The sequence below is a fragment of the Mesorhizobium sp. WSM4976 genome, from assembly GCF_029625685.1.
Classification (GTDB): domain Bacteria; phylum Pseudomonadota; class Alphaproteobacteria; order Rhizobiales; family Rhizobiaceae; genus Mesorhizobium.
Genome location: NZ_JARTVT010000028.1, coordinates 69,222 through 86,567 on the forward strand (window position 1 = coordinate 69,222; position 17,346 = coordinate 86,567).

17 protein-coding genes and 3 pseudogenes are annotated in these 17,346 nt (G+C 61.8%); 11 read left to right on the forward strand and 9 right to left on the reverse strand.

The features are described from left to right. Positions 1 to 175 precede the first annotated feature (175 nt). Genes P9272_RS28545 through xth form a run of 3 tightly spaced genes read left to right on the forward strand, consistent with a single transcriptional unit; the run spans position 176 to position 2,389 of the window. Positions 176 to 925, forward strand: a complete 750-nt coding sequence (locus P9272_RS28545) for a DUF4142 domain-containing protein (RefSeq protein ID WP_278163111.1) — start codon at positions 176 to 178, stop codon at positions 923 to 925. A 25-nt stretch (positions 926 to 950) separates the two neighbouring features. Then, entirely contained in the window at positions 951 to 1,556 is a 606-nt protein-coding gene (locus P9272_RS28550; protein ID WP_278163112.1) for a general stress protein, read from the forward strand. 59 nt (positions 1,557 to 1,615) lie between these two features. After that, a complete protein-coding gene (gene xth / locus P9272_RS28555; RefSeq protein ID WP_278163113.1) occupies positions 1,616 to 2,389 on the forward strand; it encodes an exodeoxyribonuclease III in 774 nt (257 codons plus the stop codon). 37 nt (positions 2,390 to 2,426) lie between these two features. Here xth and P9272_RS28560 read toward each other — a convergent pair whose 3' ends face one another. Further along, on the reverse strand, positions 2,427 to 2,588 hold the full coding sequence (locus P9272_RS28560; protein ID WP_278163114.1) for a hypothetical protein: 162 nt from the start codon (positions 2,586 to 2,588) through the stop codon (positions 2,427 to 2,429). Between the two features lie 435 nt (positions 2,589 to 3,023). Between P9272_RS28560 and P9272_RS28565 the strand changes: the two genes are divergently transcribed. Beyond that, on the forward strand, positions 3,024 to 3,344 hold the full coding sequence (locus tag P9272_RS28565) for a YMGG-like glycine zipper-containing protein (RefSeq protein ID WP_278163115.1): 321 nt from the start codon (positions 3,024 to 3,026) through the stop codon (positions 3,342 to 3,344). Between the two features lie 223 nt (positions 3,345 to 3,567). Continuing rightward, a complete protein-coding gene (locus P9272_RS28570) occupies positions 3,568 to 4,635 on the forward strand; it encodes an acyltransferase (RefSeq protein ID WP_278163147.1) in 1,068 nt (355 codons plus the stop codon). Between the two features lie 68 nt (positions 4,636 to 4,703). On the opposite strand, the gene P9272_RS28575 is transcribed toward P9272_RS28570, so the two are convergent. Next, on the reverse strand, positions 4,704 to 5,876 hold the full coding sequence (locus P9272_RS28575; RefSeq protein ID WP_278163116.1) for an acyltransferase: 1,173 nt from the start codon (positions 5,874 to 5,876) through the stop codon (positions 4,704 to 4,706). A gap of 205 nt (positions 5,877 to 6,081) precedes the next feature. Between P9272_RS28575 and P9272_RS28580 the strand changes: the two are divergent. Next, positions 6,082 to 6,300: pseudogene (locus tag P9272_RS28580) on the forward strand (tyrosine-type recombinase/integrase); the annotation flags it as partial. A 3-nt stretch (positions 6,301 to 6,303) separates the two neighbouring features. Beyond that, a pseudogene (locus P9272_RS28585) lies at positions 6,304 to 6,495 on the forward strand (transposase zinc-binding domain-containing protein); the annotation flags it as partial. Between the two features lie 396 nt (positions 6,496 to 6,891). On the opposite strand, the gene P9272_RS28590 reads toward P9272_RS28585, so the two are convergent. Then, a complete protein-coding gene (locus P9272_RS28590; protein ID WP_278163117.1) occupies positions 6,892 to 8,055 on the reverse strand; it encodes an IS110 family transposase in 1,164 nt (387 codons plus the stop codon). A 66-nt stretch (positions 8,056 to 8,121) separates the two neighbouring features. On the opposite strand from P9272_RS28590, the pseudogene P9272_RS28595 reads away from it, so the two are divergent. From P9272_RS28595 to P9272_RS28605, 3 genes and pseudogenes are all read left to right on the forward strand, one after another. Beyond that, a pseudogene (locus tag P9272_RS28595) lies at positions 8,122 to 9,116 on the forward strand (IS91 family transposase); the annotation flags it as partial. Beyond that, entirely contained in the window at positions 9,113 to 9,343 is a 231-nt protein-coding gene (locus P9272_RS28600) for a hypothetical protein (protein WP_278163118.1), read from the forward strand. The pseudogene P9272_RS28595 and the gene P9272_RS28600, both read left to right, overlap by 4 nt. A gap of 344 nt (positions 9,344 to 9,687) precedes the next feature. After that, positions 9,688 to 9,840, forward strand: a complete 153-nt coding sequence (locus P9272_RS28605) for a hypothetical protein (RefSeq protein WP_278163119.1) — start codon at positions 9,688 to 9,690, stop codon at positions 9,838 to 9,840. Positions 9,841 to 9,870: 30 nt separating this feature from the next. Here the strand turns inward: P9272_RS28605 and P9272_RS28610 are convergent, their stop codons facing one another. Next, entirely contained in the window at positions 9,871 to 10,140 is a 270-nt protein-coding gene (locus tag P9272_RS28610) for a hypothetical protein (RefSeq protein WP_278163120.1), read from the reverse strand. A gap of 933 nt (positions 10,141 to 11,073) precedes the next feature. On the opposite strand from P9272_RS28610, the gene P9272_RS28615 reads away from it, so the two are divergent. Further along, positions 11,074 to 12,396: an FAD-binding oxidoreductase gene (locus P9272_RS28615; protein WP_278163121.1), complete on the forward strand. Its 1,323-nt coding sequence runs from the start codon at positions 11,074 to 11,076 to the stop codon at positions 12,394 to 12,396. Between the two features lie 7 nt (positions 12,397 to 12,403). Here P9272_RS28615 and P9272_RS28620 read toward each other — a convergent pair whose 3' ends face one another. The 5 genes from P9272_RS28620 to P9272_RS28640 all read right to left on the reverse strand — a co-directional run bounded on the left by P9272_RS28620 (position 12,404) and on the right by P9272_RS28640 (position 16,818). Next, positions 12,404 to 13,690, reverse strand: coding sequence for an FAD-binding oxidoreductase (locus tag P9272_RS28620; RefSeq protein ID WP_278163122.1), 1,287 nt, complete (start codon positions 13,688 to 13,690; stop codon positions 12,404 to 12,406). A gap of 23 nt (positions 13,691 to 13,713) precedes the next feature. Continuing rightward, positions 13,714 to 14,397, reverse strand: coding sequence for an amino acid ABC transporter permease (locus P9272_RS28625; protein ID WP_278163123.1), 684 nt, complete (start codon positions 14,395 to 14,397; stop codon positions 13,714 to 13,716). Position 14,398: 1 nt separating this feature from the next. Further along, entirely contained in the window at positions 14,399 to 15,094 is a 696-nt protein-coding gene (locus tag P9272_RS28630; RefSeq protein WP_278163124.1) for an amino acid ABC transporter permease, read from the reverse strand. Between the two features lie 123 nt (positions 15,095 to 15,217). Beyond that, a complete protein-coding gene (locus P9272_RS28635; protein WP_278163125.1) occupies positions 15,218 to 16,030 on the reverse strand; it encodes a transporter substrate-binding domain-containing protein in 813 nt (270 codons plus the stop codon). A 50-nt stretch (positions 16,031 to 16,080) separates the two neighbouring features. Further along, on the reverse strand, positions 16,081 to 16,818 hold the full coding sequence (locus P9272_RS28640; protein ID WP_347404072.1) for an amino acid ABC transporter ATP-binding protein: 738 nt from the start codon (positions 16,816 to 16,818) through the stop codon (positions 16,081 to 16,083). Positions 16,819 to 17,346 lie beyond the last annotated feature (528 nt).

Genomic DNA, 17,346 nt, shown 5'->3' on the forward strand with positions numbered 1-17,346 from the left:
AAAGAAGACGTTCGAATACTGCGGCGGCGGTTGCGTGCTCCAGCACACCGCACAGACGCATGATTTCCGCGTCGGCCTCGGTGTGAAGTTCTGAGCCATATCGAATCGTTGGAACAAACGCTGCGCCCCTCTGTTTGCCTCCAAGCACAATTCAGTGCGTTAGAGGACATTATCTATGAAATCTCATTTGCTATCGGCCGCGCTCTGCACGGCCGCCGCCTTGAGTTTTGCCCATCCGGCGTTCAGCGCCGAAAAGGCGCAGGATTTCGTCAACAAGGCCGCCGCAGGCGGGATCTTCGAGGTCGAGTCCAGCAAGATCGTCCAGGGCAAGGCGAAAGACCAAGCCGTCAATGACTTCGCGCAGAAAATGATAACAGATCACGGCGCGGCCAACGCCAAGCTGCAGTCGATCGCCGGCGAACAGAAACTGCAGGTCCCGGCCGAAACGGACGCGAAGCACAAAAACGATCTCGAGGCGCTGAAATCGGCGAACGGATCGGCCGACCAGTCCTACGTGAAGATGCAGCAAGACGCGCATGCCGACGCGGTCAAGCTGTTCCAGGACTATGCAGCCAGTGGCGACAACGCCGATCTCAAGACATTTGCGCAGCAGACGCTGCCGACGCTCAAGATGCACCAGGAGATGATCGACAAGATCGCCTCCGGCAAAACCGACAATACCGCCACCACCAGCACCGCGCCTGCTGCGACAGCCACAGACCAGAATGCATCCGCCCCGGTTCCGGGAGCGAACAGCTTTACCGAAGCGCAGGCGAAGTCGCGCATTCAGAATGCCGGCTTCTCGAACGTCAGCGCGCTGACGAAAGACGACCAGGGAATCTGGCGCGGCACCGCCGACAAAGACGGAAAGCAGGTAGCTGTCGCGCTCGATTTCAAAGGCAACGTGGTTGCCGGCGCTCAATAACCGAACTCAGACGATGGAGTGAAACATGACGACTGTCACCGGACTCTTCGATGACTATCAGGACGCCTCCGACGCAGTAAGCAAACTCGAAGCGATCGGCGTGCCGCGAGACGATATCAGCATCGTGGCCAACAATTCCGACAATTGGTATCGGCAGGATGAGACCTCGGAAGCCGGCGAAGATGCCGCCGCCGGCGCGGGCCTGGGCGCGCTTGTCGGCGGCGCGGGCGGGCTCCTAACCGGGCTCGGAATCATGGCGATCCCTGGTGTCGGGCCAGTCGTGGCGGCCGGCTGGCTCGCGGCTACGGCCGTCGGCGCGGTCGGCGGCGCCGTGGTCGGCGGAGCAGCAGGTGGCATCGTCGGCGCGCTCACCGAATCCGGCGTTTCGGAACGTGATGCACACGTTTATGCCGAGGGCGTGCGCCGCGGCGGCAGTCTCGTGACTGCCAGAGTGGATGATCGGCTTGCCGGCGAAGCCGAACGGATCCTGCGTGGCGAGCGTTCCGTCAATCTTGACGAGCGGCGTATTGCTTACGAGTCCGGCGGATGGACAGGGTTCGACGCCGCCGCAGAGCCCTATGACGACATCGAGGCTGAACGCGAGCGCGTTCGCCGAACCACACCGCTCTAACATATGCGGCCCGTCGACCTCTCGACGGGGCCTTTTCTGCCCGGCAGGGGAGGGAAGCCTTGACGCGGATCGCGACCTTCAACGTCAATGGCATCAACGGCCGCTTGCCGGTGCTGCTGAAGTGGCTTGGCGAGACTGATTATGACGTGGTCTGCCTCCAGGAACTGAAAACGTCGGATGACAAATTTCCGATCGAGGCAATTCGAGATGCCGGCTTCGGCGCAATCTGGCACGGCCAGAAATCCTACAATGGCGTGGCAATACTCACGCGTGGAAAGGATCCGGTCGAGCGCCGCCGCGGTTTGCCGGGTGATCCCGATGATACGCACAGCCGCTATCTCGAGGCGGATATCGACGGCCTCGTCGTCGGATGCATCTACCTGCCGAACGGCAATCCGGCGCCGGGGCCCAAGTTCGATTACAAGCTTCGTTGGTTCGACCGTCTCGTCACCTACAGCAAATCTCTGCTGAGCGAACGCGCAGTCCTTTGTGGCGACTACAACGTCGTCCCCACCGAAATCGATGCCGTGGTCCCTCGGCGCTGGTTGGGAGATGCGGTCTTCTTCCCCGAGAGCAGGAAAGCGTATGCCAGCATGCTAGACCTGGGCTGGGTGGATGCGATGCGCCGGATCCACCCAGGCAAAGGCATATACACCTACTGGAACTTCTCCTATCGCGGCGGCTACGACCGAAGCTCCGGCCTGCGGATGGATCATCTGGTCGTAAGTCCGTCGCTCGCGAAGAGCATTCTGGCCGCAGGCGTCGATGTCGAAACCCGTGCCTGGCAAAAGCCCAGCGATCACGCACCCGCCTGGATCGATGTAGTCGGATAAGCCGCGCCTTCTTGAACTGTGCTGGGCAATCCCAACATCAATGGGCAAGATACCTCACCACTTTGGCGCTCTCCAAGAGTTGGAGAATATAGCCCTTAGCGGCTATCAGCTCGAGATTCCAAATGCCGCCCTGTTCCTCCGCCTGCCGGAACTTGCGGCTTAGATCGGCCAACTCGCTCTCCATGGTGGTCAATTGCACGCCTCGATCTCTGGAAATTGCTGCTGCGGGCGTGAAGGATCGGCAAGCTGCGATGGCGACGTGAGGATTACGAAGACCCGAGCCGTGTCAAGCTTCACTCTCCAGGGCAATCATCACGTTCGCGATTTCGACCTGCCGGTCAGGTACGACCTGTCGGATCCACAAGGATGAGGCCAGCGATTTTGGTGTTTCCTTTCCCAACTTCCCAGGCGTCGGCCGCCACGCTGCCATCTTGGTTCGCTTAAAGATCGACTGACCGCGGCCATTTACCCTCGCCAAGCCAACTTTCCCTTTTGGCAACCATCGTGTTCAACCGCCGAGAAACCCTGATTCAGTTCGTGAGCGAGCTCCGCCGCCGTTCCGCCGCAATACGACCGCAGTTCAGCTCCGTTCGCCCCCGTCGTCAGTCCCTGGGGCTTCAGAGGAGTTCTAGTGATGATTATCAAGAAGGCTATTCTGGCGGTGATGATGGCCGCGGCACTTGCCGGCTGCGAAACGCAGACCGAAGGCCAGCAGCGGGCAACCACAGGCGCGCTGATCGGCGGTGCCGGCGGCGCGCTTGTCGGCCAGGCGATCGGCGGCAACACAAAGAGCACCGTGATCGGCGCAGCGAGCGGCGCGCTCCTCGGCGCCGTCGTCGGGAGCGCCACCACCCCGCAGGAACCGCGCGGCCGCCAGCTCTGCCGCTACCAGGACCGCTACGGCCAAATCTATACCGCGCCCTGCGACGACCGGTATTATCGCGGCGATTACTGATCGTGTCGGTCTTCCTTCTCCCCGCTAGCGGATCTCGTTACGGGGAGAAGGTGACCTCCCGTTCCCGCGGACCAGGAACCGTGGTGGATGCATACCAGTAGCGTGCGCCGCAAAAAAGGTTCTTGTGCGACGCAGCAATCAATGCGTAGATGAATTGGGCGACGTTGGCGGGTTCGGATAACCGGAGATCGGTTTGAGACCTGAGACAACCCACTTCGACGCCTTGCACGGCTTAAGAGGCATCGCTGCCGTTCTGGTGATGCTTGGTCATTTCAGCGAGCTTACAGCGCGGCATCTTGACCTGGCGCCGTCGGGCTTTCTCGCCGTCGACCTGTTTTTCCTGCTGAGCGGCTTTGTGATTGCCCACGCCTACGACGAGAAGTTCCGGAAAGGGATGTCTTTCTGGGAATTCGCGGAGGCCCGCATCCTCAGGCTTTATCCGCTATATTTGGCGGCCATTGGTGTCTTCATGGTCGGCGTGGGCGCGGTCGTCGCAACGCAGGGTCTAGGCGCCTATTCGCGGCTGGATTTGCTGGCGAGCTTTGGGTTTTCCCTCCTTTTCCTGCCCACGCCACCGTCGCTCTCCGTTGGCCCAGATATACTTTTCCCGCTGAATGGTCCGGCATGGTCGCTCTTCTATGAACTGGTCGCCAACGCAGTCTTCGCCGCGCTGGCCCTAAAGCTTGCTCGCCGCTCGCTGGCTGCTATCTTCAGCCTTGGTTTCCTGGCGCTGGCGCTCCTGGCTTGGCACGGCGTCGGCCTGGGCGGTGGCGCCCATTGGGACGGCACGATCGCTGCTCCCGCCCGGATCACCTTTTCCTTCTTCCTCGGCGTTTATCTGCGGCGATATGCGACCGGCGACAGCGGGGATGGCAATCTTTACATGCCGGTGCTGCTTGCGCTTTGCGCGGGACTGATGATCTTCCGCCCGACCGGACACGAGCAGTTGTACGATCTGGCTATCATAGTGCTGGTCTGGCCATGGCTTGTTCTTACGGCTTCCCGCTTGCGGCTATCTGGCTTTTGGCGCGCATTCGCCCTGTTCTCCGGCAATATCTCCTACGCCATCTATGCGCTTCACACGCCGCTGATCAGGATCGTGAACATCCTGGACGAATCCCTCACCGGAACCTTGTGGAACCAGCACGGCCTGCCATTCATCGCGGGAACATCCATTCTCGTCATCGCGGTCGCTGCGTTCGCGCACTACGTCTACGACAAGAATGTCCGGACGCTGCTGCGGCAACTGCTTTCACTGCGCCGCGCACGCGAGGGGGTGACGCAGTTCTAGCCGAGGTCTTGCCGTATCGGCGGGGATCGGACAGTTCGCCGGACCATCGATGTGCAACGTTGCTGATGCTACCCGGCGGGACTTGGCTCAAGCACCGGCTTCTTTCGTGCGAACCGGCGCAAGACCACGCGGCCGAGTTGCTGCCCGGGCATCTCGATGAGCCTGTAGGTCACGAATGACAAAAGCCAGACAACCGGCAGCACGATCGCCAGCACGACGGCGAAGCGCAGCGGCGCGCCGAAACCGTCGCCATAACGGGTGATGACGAAGGCCGCGACGGGCTGCAGAATGAGAAGGTGGATCAGATAAATGCTGTAGGACAGTTCGCCGAGCACATGAAAGACGCCTCCGCCCAAAGCGACGGCGACTTTTCGCGCTACGGCGCCCAGCGCGCCGGGCAGCATCCGATAGAGCACGAGGGCAAAGAACCCGAGCACCATCGCCTCGCGTATCAGGAACTTCGAAACGCCGTATCCATCGCCGAAGGGGATGGCCGCGAGCGCCATGGCCATGGCCAGATGCAGCAGCGGCCGCGGTTGGCTCTGCCCCAGGACGCCCGCCAGAAGCATGCCGCACAGAAAGACCTGGATCTTCAGCGGCAGGAAGGACGGCATCGGGAAATGGACCGACATCGACTTGAGGATCATCACCGCCAGGGCGCCAAGCGCCGCCACGACTAGGGCGCTCCTGACCCAGCCGAAACGCCGCGCCAAAAGCATGAGCGCCGGGAACGCCGCGTAAAACTGCATTTCCAGCCCCAGACTCCAATCGGGCAGCGGCGTCCGGTAGGCGAAGTTCGGGGAAAGGCCGAACAGGAATGTCAGGTGGGCGACAATGTTCTTCAGGCTGCCGTCGAGGAAGCGCTCGGGCGCCTGTGGCGAACGGCCCAGGAAGGCGTCGATGACCATTCGCGACTCATAGAGATAAGGCCCCAGCGCCAGCGCGAGGAACAGCATGACGTAGAACAGCGGGGCAATGCGGAAATAGCGCCGTGTCCAGAACTTCAGCCACGTTCCGGGCCTTTCCCAGGCCTCGTTGTCGCGGCGCAACTGATAGTGGAACACCATCAGGAAGCCGGACAGCATGATGAAGAGATCGACGCCCAGCGCAGGGTCGCCAAGCACCGGAAGATGCCAGCCGGTCAAAAGCAGGCAGTGTCCGATCAGAACCCACAATGCGGCGGCGGCGCGAAGGCCATCCAGACATTCGATGCGCGATGACTCAGTAGGGCTACTATTCATGCTGCATTGCAGCATGGCGAGCGAGCCCCGAATGTCAACCCACGATGGGTGATCAGTTGAAGTTCGAAGCGGTCACTTCCGGAAATCATCCCGCAGGCGCGTGTAAGCCGTGGCACGAGTTGGGCCGTGCACGATAACAAGAGCAGGCAATACATTCCAATAACGACAGGAGAACGAACATGACGTAATCGCGGGAGCGGTGGCCGCCAAGCGGGTCGGACCGCACACGCTGCGTCACAGCTTCGCCACCCACCTGCTGGAGGACGGCACGGACATCCGGATCATCCAGGTCCTGCTCGGGCACGCCAAGCTCAATAGCACCGCCTTCTACACCAAGGTTGCCACCCGCACGGTGCGCACGGTGACGAGCCCGCTCGATAAGCTTGGCCTGTTCAAACCGGAAGAGATCTCGCCCGACAGCTGAGCCGTGTGCGCCTCGATCGAGGTCGCCGACATCCTCCGCGCTGCCGGGCCCGCCTACCGGGCCGCCCATGCCAGGCATCTGAGCCTCGCCCAGCTCAAGGCCATGTCGGCGATCGAGCACTGCCGCACCGCGGCGCTTGGCGGACACGTCGAGGCCTGCGAGGACTGCGGCCAGTGGCGCATCGCCTACAACTCCTTGTATGGGGATTTTTCTGTCAAGTCCTTAGATTAGTGCGGCTCTCAGCAATCTTTTCCTTGAGTTTCTCGACAGCCGGCGCCTGGGCCAAAAAGCGGGGCGGTCGACCACGAGAGTGAGGCGGGCGTGAACCCGGATCGGGAACAGGGCGAGCAATTCGAGGGGAGCCTGCCTTGGGGCGCAAAGCATCGCGCCGCGACCTTGTATTCGGTTGGATCCGCAGGGGATCCCGACCATGAAGCAGTCAATGGCTTCGGCAGCAAGGCTCCGAGGCGGCGGGCCCATTCTGCCGACGGCATTGGAGCCATGGAGTTGTTCGGGTCACCGCCACCTCGAATCGCTACGCGTAGACTCGTCGCGACAGTCGATCCGTCGCGTGACGACCATGTCGCGTATTCAGATCGTCTGCCGCAGCGCGACGCCCGCCGGGATTTCGCCGATGGTGACCATGCGCCAAAGCGCGATGAGCAGCTTGCGGGCGAGTGCGACGATCATTGTTGTCTTGCGCGCACCCTTCGGGCCACCAGTCCGCGATCGGTACCATTGCGCAAGCGCGCTGTCGCTCTGGAATCTCAAGAACCGCCAGGCAAGTTGGATCAGCCCGCGACGCGCGCGGGCATTGCCCGCCTTGGCCAATCCTCTCTCCCGTCGTCTCTTGCCACTCTCGTCGGGCGAACCCGTGAGGCCAACGTAACGGGCCACGGCTCGCCGGTCTCGAAGGTTTCGGGACAACACCTCCTGAACCAACATGTCTGCAGTTTCCATTCCCACGCCGACGATGCGGGCCAACAGGCGCACCATAGCGTGTGGCCCTGCCGCCGGCGCTTTTTCCAGGCGCGCGAGGCGGGCCATTTCGATCGCATTGATCTGTTCGCGCACTACAGCGAGCCGATCCATGTCACGTCGGATCTCGTCAAGCGTGTTCGGTGGAATCGGCACACCCTCAGGTGTACGTAAAGCGGCGAGCCGTTGCGGCGCCTTGCGCAACGCCGGTTTGAACCCGCGGATGCCGAGCCGGGCCAAAGTGGCCTTCATTCGGTTGATGATCCGTGTGCGCTCGCCGACCAGGCCTTCCCGTTCACGGCTCGGACGCTTGGCGTCCTCTTGCTCGAGCGTTGGGATAGCGACCATCCGGCAGTGTCCGCGCTCGCCACGCAGCCATCCCACGAACACACGCATAAGCATCGCCGTGTCCAGTCGATCGGTCTTCGCTCGACGATGCTCGCGTGACACGGCGACGCTCGTCGAATGGACGACATGCACTGCGATGTCGCGAGCCTGCAGCCACCGCGCCAGCCAAAAGCCGTCCCGTCCCGCCTCAAAGGCGAGGGCAATCTGTCCAATCGTCTTGCCTGCGTTCATTGCCTCCAACCGCCAGCGCTCCAGCAGCCGCAGCAGCGCGACCGGATCCGGCTCCTGCTTCTTTACGGGTTGGCGCTCAATTCCGGGAATCAACCCAGCTACGAGCCAGCTGGCCTCGCTCAGTTCAACGACTACCGTCAGAGTGGCATTTTGATCAAAGGGAGCAAGGGAACGGCTCAGGTCACTTACTTGGTTCATGGGGCATATCCATCCGTTTCATTGAACAACGGAGGCACCATTTCACGCCCACGCCGCTCTCCCCATAGCTTCTGCCGCAACCGGCACTGCCCCAAGTGCCAGGGCGCGGCGGCGCGAGCGTGGCTGGCCGAGCGCGAGGCGGACCTCCTGCCGGTCGGCTACTTCCACGTCGTGTTCACGCTGCCCGCCGAGGTCGCCGACATCGCGCTCCAGAACGTCTGCGACCTGCTGTTCAAGGCGGCGTCGGAGACGATGCTGACGATTGCCGCCGATCCCAAGCACCTCGGCGCGCGCATCGGCATCACAGCCGTGCTCCACACCGGGGGTTCGGCGATAACGCACCATCCGCACGTGCACATGATCATGCCAGGCGGCGGCATCGCGCCTGACGCGAGCCGCTGGATCTCGTCGCGACCGGGCTTCCTGCTTCCGGTGCGCGTGCTCGGCATGCTGTTCCGACGGGTCTAACCCGCCTGGTCGCACTGCACGAGGCCGGGCGGCTCGCCTTCTTCGGATCGCTGGAGCGTCTATCCGACCGACGAGCATTCCTGCGTCACCTTGCTCCTGTCCGGAAGAAGCGCTGGGTCGTCTATTCCAAGGCGCCCTTCGCCGGACCGGAGGCGATGCTCGCCTATCTGTCACGCTACACCCACCGCGTGGCAATCTCGAACCGTCGGCTGATCGCCTTCGACGAGACCGGCGTCACCTTCCGCTACAAGGACTACCGCCGCGACGGAACAGATCGGCAGCAGGTGATGACGCTTGCAGCCGACGAGTTCATCCGCCGCTTCCTGCTCCATGTCTTGCCAAAGGGATTCCACCGCATACGGCATTACGGCCTGCTTGCCGGCTCCGCTCGCAAGGCCAGCCTCGCGCTTGCTCGTGACCTCCTGAACGTCGCCGCACCGTCCGATGACGACACCACGGACGAACCGGACGACTTTCGCCCGCCATGCCCCTGCTGTGGCGGCCGCATGATCATCATCGAGACCTTCAAACGATGGAGGCAGCCGCGCGGGCCGCCGGGTGCACGGACGACGAACCGGGAGACCGCCCCATGACCCGGCATGGCATGATCCTGTCTCATGTCGTAGGCGCCCAGCCTCCGGCACCGGATCCACGCCTGTCCATGGTGATCATCAACGCCGACAGAGCCGTGGCCAGCCGCGTCCCGGGCCGACAACATCGCCTCGAGGCGCATCGAAGCGGCCTGTCGGTATCCATCTCCGCCCTCTTGGGCGAGGTCTCAGCCATTGCCGACATCAGCCGCAAATCGAAATCTCCATAGCCGTCGCCTGTGGCCCGCGGGTTCCTTCCTCGGGGACTTTCGTACGCCTGCCGGCGCCCGAAACTCTTCACGTGATCGGACCGGCAGCTTTTTGGACTGGCGAGCCGGGAACCGACGCTCCATCCGGCACACCACGCCGTCATCCTATCCTGGCTTCAAGTACCCAGAACTGCTTCCGGCTGTTAAGCGGAGGTCTGCGATCGTCCCCCTCAAACGGTCGCAGAAAAGGTGGAAACACCGGCCCGCGTCCTTGCCGAGGGGCGCGGGTTTCCGCTTTGTATGACACGCCGGAACCAAACGCAGCCGTTGGCGGTTCCTCTCCTTCCAAACCGGAGAACGAGCGCATGTTTAGATTTCTGATCACCATCGGCGCGGTCTACGCCGCCTTCAAGCTCGGCAGGGACGTGGGACGCGGTGAGGCTCGGATGTTGTTCAGCGGCCCGGTGGACTGCGATCGGCGGCCATCGGCACGGAGCCGGGAGCAACTCGGCCTTTAGTCAAAAGCGAAACGGACTCTGGTTGGAAATCTATGGTTGGAGCAAGGCGCCGCCGTATTGTGCCCATAGCCGGTCGCAGTCCCATTTCCTCAGGCTAGGCTTTCCTGGCAATCCATAGAGGACCATCGCACCGCGCACATCGTAGCCCAGCACCGACGCGTTAGCGACAAATTGAATTGCGTGTCCCAAGCTGAGGGTGACGTACCTGGCTTCGGTTTTGGTGGTGAGATCGATTACACCAAAGATTTCCGCATCTCTCCCTCTGCCGGCCAAAACAGCCGACGAGATGGCGTCGTCCAAGGCAAGGAGCATAGCAGAGTCCCCGTAAGCGCTTCCTAACTTTTGCGCGTGGAATTGGTTCCGCGTCCGGTACGGAATATCGTTCTAAGGAATGAATTAGCGAGCCCGCGACCGAAGACCAGCAGCGGATGGAAAGCCTATCGTCGATATTGCGCTTCAGAACTCGCCACAGCCGCCACCTCATCGATACTATGTACCATCCATTGACTCATCGAGCCCGTGCGAATCCTTCACGCCGAATTGTAGAACCACCCGCGACAGCTTTGGGGCCATTCCCGACAGTCCGGTTCTGGGGAACGCTCAGCGGTAAGCTGCCATTAGCGCGATCGGCAACAAGCCGCCGATATCGCTCATGAAAGGCTCATCGGCGGCTTCCGCCACCTGAGCCAGACACCCCGGAAGTTCCGGCCCGGGGCGATCCAAAGACGGGGAGCACCTCAGGACCACCAATGACCGAGGAATCCGATACCCGCTCTGCCGAACTAGCTGAGTTAACCGCCGACATATGTCTCAGCATATGTCAGCAACGGGGGATTGACAGGGCTCGGCACCGTTAGTGTTGGGTGACAGCGAGGCTTACTTCGCCCGCGAAATGACAGGCGGCGGTATGACCTGGTCCCATGACCTTTGCTGGTGGGGACGGCCTGCCGCCAGGATCTCGGCAAGACGCGGCGTGTCGAAGTTGGTGGTGCCGAGACGATGTGATGCCTGCGCTCGGCCCATTGACTGCCCCAGTCCTGTAGGAGGAGCCAGTACCGGCTGCCTCCGCTCTGTTGTAGGGATTTAATCCCCTAGGACGAGCCAGGGCCGTTTGACTCCGCACGGCATTGGCAGGCTGAAGCTGGGCGGGCCTCAGCCGCCTTGAATCTTGCCGCCTAGCGTGCATTCGGAAAGGGACACTTGCTTCGACGTTAGCGATGCCAGGTAAAATGGGTGGCTGCAAAGCCAATCGACGCCGGCCTGACATTCCTGCATTCACGGCCGGTCAACTGCGTGAGGGGTGAAAAAATGCTGAATCCGGTCAGGGCGGTAGCTGTTATCGGCGCTGGCATCGTCGGCGTCAGCGCGGCTCTTTATCTGCGCCGCGCAGGGCTCGAGGTAATCGTCGTCGACCCTCTGCCCGCGGGCAGCGCGACGTCTTTTGGCAATGCCGGCATGGTCAGGCACGATTGCAACGTGCCAGTCGCCATCCCTGGAATGTTGCGGCAAGTGCCGGGCTGGCTCGCCGACCCGCTAGGACCGTTGGTCTTGAGGCCAGGCTATGCCTTGACGGCCGTGCCATGGCTGCTCAGGTGGATACGCGCCGGCAGGATGGACCGCGTCAACAAGGCGGCCGACGCCCTCGCTATACTGCATCGCGACAACCTTGACTGCTATCGTGATCTGATCGGCGGTCCGATGTTCGATGATCTGATCCGCAAGGTGGGCGGCATCCAGGTCTGGGAGAGCGAGACGCGCGGCCTGTCCGACCGCATCACCGCCGGCATTAATGCGCGGCAGGGCGTTGTGACGGAGCCGTTGTCGCGCCAGGATCTGGAGCGGCTGCTGCCCGGCATCTCGGCTATCGCCAGGCGCGGCCTGCTATACCCGGATAACGCGCATACGATCAATCCGCTCCGATTGGTCACCGCCATCGCCGATGGGGTACGGCGGGGTGGCGGCGTTTTTGCGGCGGAGCGCGTGCTGAAAATCATCCCGCGCGAGGCCGGCGGCTACATGCTGATGACTAACACAGCCAACCGCAAGGCGGACTCGGTGGTAGTTGCTGCTGGCGCCTGGTCGAACCGGCTGCTCGAACCCCTTGGCTTCAGCCTGCCGCTGGAGACCGAGCGCGGCTATCATCTGATGCTGCCATCGCCGTCGATCGAACTGCCTATGCCGGTACAGATGAAGGACCGGGGTTTCGCGCTCACCCCGATGGAGCACGGGCTACGGCTGGCCGGAACGGTAGAGATTGCCGGCCTGGAAGCACCGCCCGACGAGCGGCGGTCCGAGATCCTGCTCACCCATGCACGAGCCCTGTTCCCCGAACTGAAGGGCGGCGAGCCGACGATGTGGATGGGCTATCGTCCTTCGCTGCCGGACAGCGTGCCAGCGATCGGCCGGGTGCCGGGACATGGCTCTCTATTCGTTGCCGCCGGCCACGGGCATACAGGCATGATCGGGGGCGGTTCGACAGGGCGGCTCGTCGCAGAGCTGGTGACGGGTAGCCCAGCTTTCATTGATCCGGCACCTTACGCGCCGGATCGATTCTGAAAATGGCTCAGGCTCGCGCCGAACGCCATTCGCGCAGGAAATCCATGCCCTGATAGGCCCAATAAGTCAGTTGCACCGCCGCGGTACCGAACGGCCCGCCATTCCACAGGAAGCCGAAGGGCTCGAACAGGCGATAACGGTCGCTATCGCCTGAAATCGCCTCGGCGACCACCCGAGCGCCGATCGCCGTCGTGTTGAGGCCATGGCCGCCAAACGCGGTGCAAGACCATACATTCGGCATCACCGGCCCGATCAGGGGCATCAGATGCCGCGCATAGGCCATCAGCCCTGACCATGCCGCCTCGACTTTCAGGCCTTCCAGTTGCGGATAGGTGGTGACCATCTCGTGGCGGATCACGGCTGCGATGTCGCGCGGATCGGTGGTGCGTGTTGTGATGCGGCCGCCCCACAGCAGCATGCCGTCGACAACCCGATAGTAATCCCCTGCCCGGCGCCCATCGCTTACGCCGGCCTGTGTCCGAATTGCGCCGGCGATCAGTTCGGGCGCCAGTTCGCTCAGCACGACGTAGGTGGCGATCGGCAGGAAGGAACGGCGCAATGACGGCGCAATGCTGTCTGTATAGCCGCCGCCGGCAAGAACAACGGTTCTTGCCCGCACCTCGCCCGCCGGCGTCCGGAGCCGTTTCTCCGCACTAGCTAGGTCCGCCGACACGATCGGCGTATCCTCGTGGACTGATCCACCGAGGCGGACAATTTCTCGCGCCAAAGCGCGGGCGTAGTTCAGCGGATGAAAATGGAACGAGCCCTCGTCGAGAAGCCCTTCATGGTACTTCTTCGACACCAGAAGGCTTCGCACTTCGTCGCGTGAAAGCAGGCGCAACTTGCGGCCGAACTCCGCCTCCTGCTCATCGCGCTGGATCTTGAGAGCGGCCTCGTTCTCGTAACGCGACACGCGCAGAATGCCGGCCCTGACATTGGCGTCGGCAATGCCCAAGTCCCGGATCGCTTCGACCACCATGGAGACCCCTTCCATCGACAGCCGAAACAACGCCTTGGCGTGATCGATCCCGACGAGCCTCCTGATCTGGTCGGCGCGTGCTGCCCAGCCCGGGGAAACGAAGCCTCCATTCCTTCCCGACGCGCCCCAGGCGACCCGGCGCGCCTCCGCTACCGTGACCGCGTGGCCGCGGCGCGCCAGCTCGAGGGCGGTCGTCAGCCCGGCAAGGCCGCCACCGACGATGCACACATCAACGTCATGCCGGCCGGACAGAGCCGGGTAGGCCGCGTCCGAGGATAGTGTGCGCTTGTAATAGGTATCGACATAGGCAGTCATGCGGCTCCGCCGGCCACGCAGGCTCAATCGAGGTTGATGAAACGGGTGGCGCCCACCCTGCGCTCCGTCCAGCGTGTGAAGCGCAGCACCGGATAACAATAGATGAAATATATCAGCGCGATCACTCCGTAGACAAACAGCACGTCGCTGGGAAACCGCATGATCGAGATCTCGCCTTGACGCGTTAGTTCCGAAATCCCGATGACCGACAGGATGGCCGTGTTCTTGATGATGTTGACATAGACACCGCTCATCGGCGGCACAGTTAATTTGAGAGCCTGAGGCAACACGACGAGAACGAGGATGGGGATGCGTTTGAAACCCAGCGCGGTGGCCGCCTCCCACTGACCCTTTGGGACCGCATCGATCGACGCCATCACGATCTCGGCGACGTAGCTCGACGTATAGATCGACAGCGTGACGAACGCAGCCATCTCGGAACTCCACCGCAGCGCTTCGACGCCAGTGTTTGGGAGCACGAAGTAGAAGACGTAGAGCTGAACCAGGAATGGCGTGCCGCGAAGAACATGGATGTATAGGCCGAAAAACTGATAGAATCCCACGATGCGCTGGCTCCTCAACACGCCGATCACGGAGCCCAACAGCGAGCCGGCGACGATGGCGACAAGGGAAATCCAGAATGTTTGTACAAAGCCGATCCACAGAAACGGCAGGATCGCGATCACAACATCGAGATAGTGCTGCATTCTATCGCCCCGCATTCCAGGCGGGGCCGGCGAGCCAGCGCTTAACCGCCCATGACAGCCCCAGCATCACGGCGTAGATGGCCAGATATCCGGCGGCGATGGTGAGGAAGCTCTCGTTCGGCCGCACCCTTTCGCTGTTGAGGAGGAGGCCTGCGCTGAGGAAATCGAATACCGCGATGATCGAAAGGAGCGAAGTGTCCTTGATCAGCACGGCGGTCTGGCCCAGCAGGGGTGGCAGTGTGTTGGCGAACGCCTGGGGCAGCACGATGTAGCGAAGGCGCTGGAGATAGGACATGCCGACCGCCTTGCCACCCTCGATCTGCCCGCGTGGAACCGACCCGATGCCGCCGCGCACGATCTCGCTCATATAGGCCGCGTTGTGCAGCGAAAGCGCCATGATGCCAAGCACCAGTTCGCTCCAGCGCCTCGTCGCCGGAACCAGGATCGGCAGGCCGTAATAGATAAGATAGATCTGTACCAGCAGCGGGGTTGCCAGAATGAAGGCAACGTAACCGGCCGCAGGACGCCACAGGATAGCGCGCCTGGACATGCGGCAAAGCGCCAGCATCGTGCCGAGTATCACGGCAAGGACAAGGCTGGCGGCCGCCGCCACAAGCGTGTTTGCAAGACCTTCGGCGAACTGCCCGAGATACTGCTCCACGATACGGAAATTGTAGAAGTCTAGGACCCAGTTCATCCGGTTTCTGCTTTGAGAGCCTCAGGCGCTTTGGATCGTTTGGCCAATCGGTCGTTAGCCTCGGGCCAGGAGGCAATGGATCGGCGCGGCGAGTGTTGGCCGTACCGATCCAGAAGAGTGCCGTTATTTGTGGTCCTTCTCCCAGGCGTCCGACGTCCACCAGTAGTCAAGCAGGCCCTGCAGCGAGTTGTCGGCCGTTTTCAGCTCGACGTAGTTGTCCAGCCACATCTTGAGGTGAAAGGCATTCGGCCGGGTGGCAAAGGCCAGCGGCTCGCGCGTCATGGTGCCGCCGAGCGGCTTCAGATTGCCGAACTGGCGGACGTAAGAGTTGTAGTCCTGTCCGCCGACCATGGCATCAACCCGCCCCATGGTGAGCGTCTGGGCCACCGCGGGGCCGCCCCCGGCAAAGACCTTCAGTGTTGCTTTCGGCAGATACTTGGTCACGGCATCGGCATAGGTGCTGCCCTGCAGAGCGGCGACCGTCACGCCTTCCTTGTTGAGATCCTGCCAGGTCTTGAACTGCGAATCCTTGGCGGCGAACGCAATCGTGTCGTTGAAGAACATCGGCCGCGAGAACAGAAGCTGCGAAGCGCGTTGCGGCGTCGGCGTCATGTCACCAGCGATCATGTCGGCCTTGCCGGCCAGAAGCGCCGGGATCAGGCCTTTCCAATCGTAATCCTGGAATGTGATCTTGACGCCGAGATCTGCTGCCATCTGCTTGGCGATCTCGACGGCAAGGCCGGTGCGTACACCGTTCTTGTCGACGAAGCTGACCGGCGGCCCTTGCGTCTGTACAGCCACGATCAGTTCGCCCCGCTTCAGGATATCGTCCATTTCGTCGGCTTGCGCGACGCTGACGACCGTGAACCAGGCCGCCATCATCACGGCCAAGCTGGCGGCCACCCATGCCAATTTGGATGTAAATCGGTTTATCATATGTCTCTCCCTGGTTGCGGTGGTGGTTGATCATGATTCCACGTCACCGATTATAGTATCTGTTCGAGGAACGCCTTTGTTCGCTCCTGCCGGGGGGCGTCAAATATCTGCTGCGGGGTGCCCTCCTCGACGATCAACCCGTTTTCCATGAACAGCATCCGATCAGCGATCTCGCGCGCAAACCCCATTTCGTGGGTAACGACCGCCATCGTCATGCCTTCGCAAGCGAGAACCTTCATCAGATCGAGGATGCCTTTGACGGTCTCCGGATCGAGTGCCGAGGTCGGCTCGTCGAACAGCATAACCTTCGGGTCCATTGCGAGTGCACGGGCAATGGCCACGCGCTGCTGCTGCCCGCCCGACAACTGGCTGGGATAGTGGCTTGCCCGATCGCCGATGCCGACCTTTTCGAGCAACTCGTGCGACCGCCGTAGCGCTTCCGCCCTTGGTCGGCGGCGCACCACCATTTGCGGCAGCATCACATTGTCGAGCGCCGTGCGATGCTGGAACAGATTGAACAGTTGGAAAACCATGCCGACTTCGGCGCGAAGCTTGTTGAGATCGGCTTTAGGGTCGGTCAGCGAAACGCCGTCGACAACGATCCGTCCGGAATCGATCGTCTCCAGAGCATTGAGCGTACGAAGAAATGTGCTCTTGCCGGAGCCAGAAGGCCCGAAGATGACAAGCACGTTGCCACGGTCGATTTCGGCCGTAACTCCGGCAAGCGCCAGGTGTGACCTGCCATCGCTGGAACTATAGGTTTTGCGGACGTCCTCGGCGATGACGATCGGCTTGCGATCCGATCCAGGCCGCGCCTTCTCAATCTTATATACGTCGTCTCGTGCCTCGGTCGGACCGTCTTTGTGATCGACCAAGAGTTTTCCCACCTGGCATTCCGGCTGCGTCTATTTCTTCGAATTGGGCAATTCGCAAGGGCGGCAATGTAACGCCTTGTTGTGCTTCCAATTTGGCGTTGATGAAAGCCGAACGTACCCCGCAACACAAGCGATTTTTTCCATACCCCTGAGCAATGAAGCCGTGGCGTCCTGCCGGCAGAACAGACGAAATGGCGAGGCGGCCCATCAATCCAAGGCGTTTGGGCTCTGGCTCAAACATCTTATCAAGTAGGCACGAGAGAGAGTCCCAGGCGATGGGTTGCGGTCTAACGCGCCCTCCCAGTGGGTTCTCAGAAGGTAGGCCAGGTCCGGCCCAAGGATATCGGTCCAAGCCACCTTCGGGTTCCACTGTAGATGGAGAGAGGCAGGAACGTGGCGCTCGTTTCATCGCCCTTGAACAGTAGGATCGCTGCCTTGCTG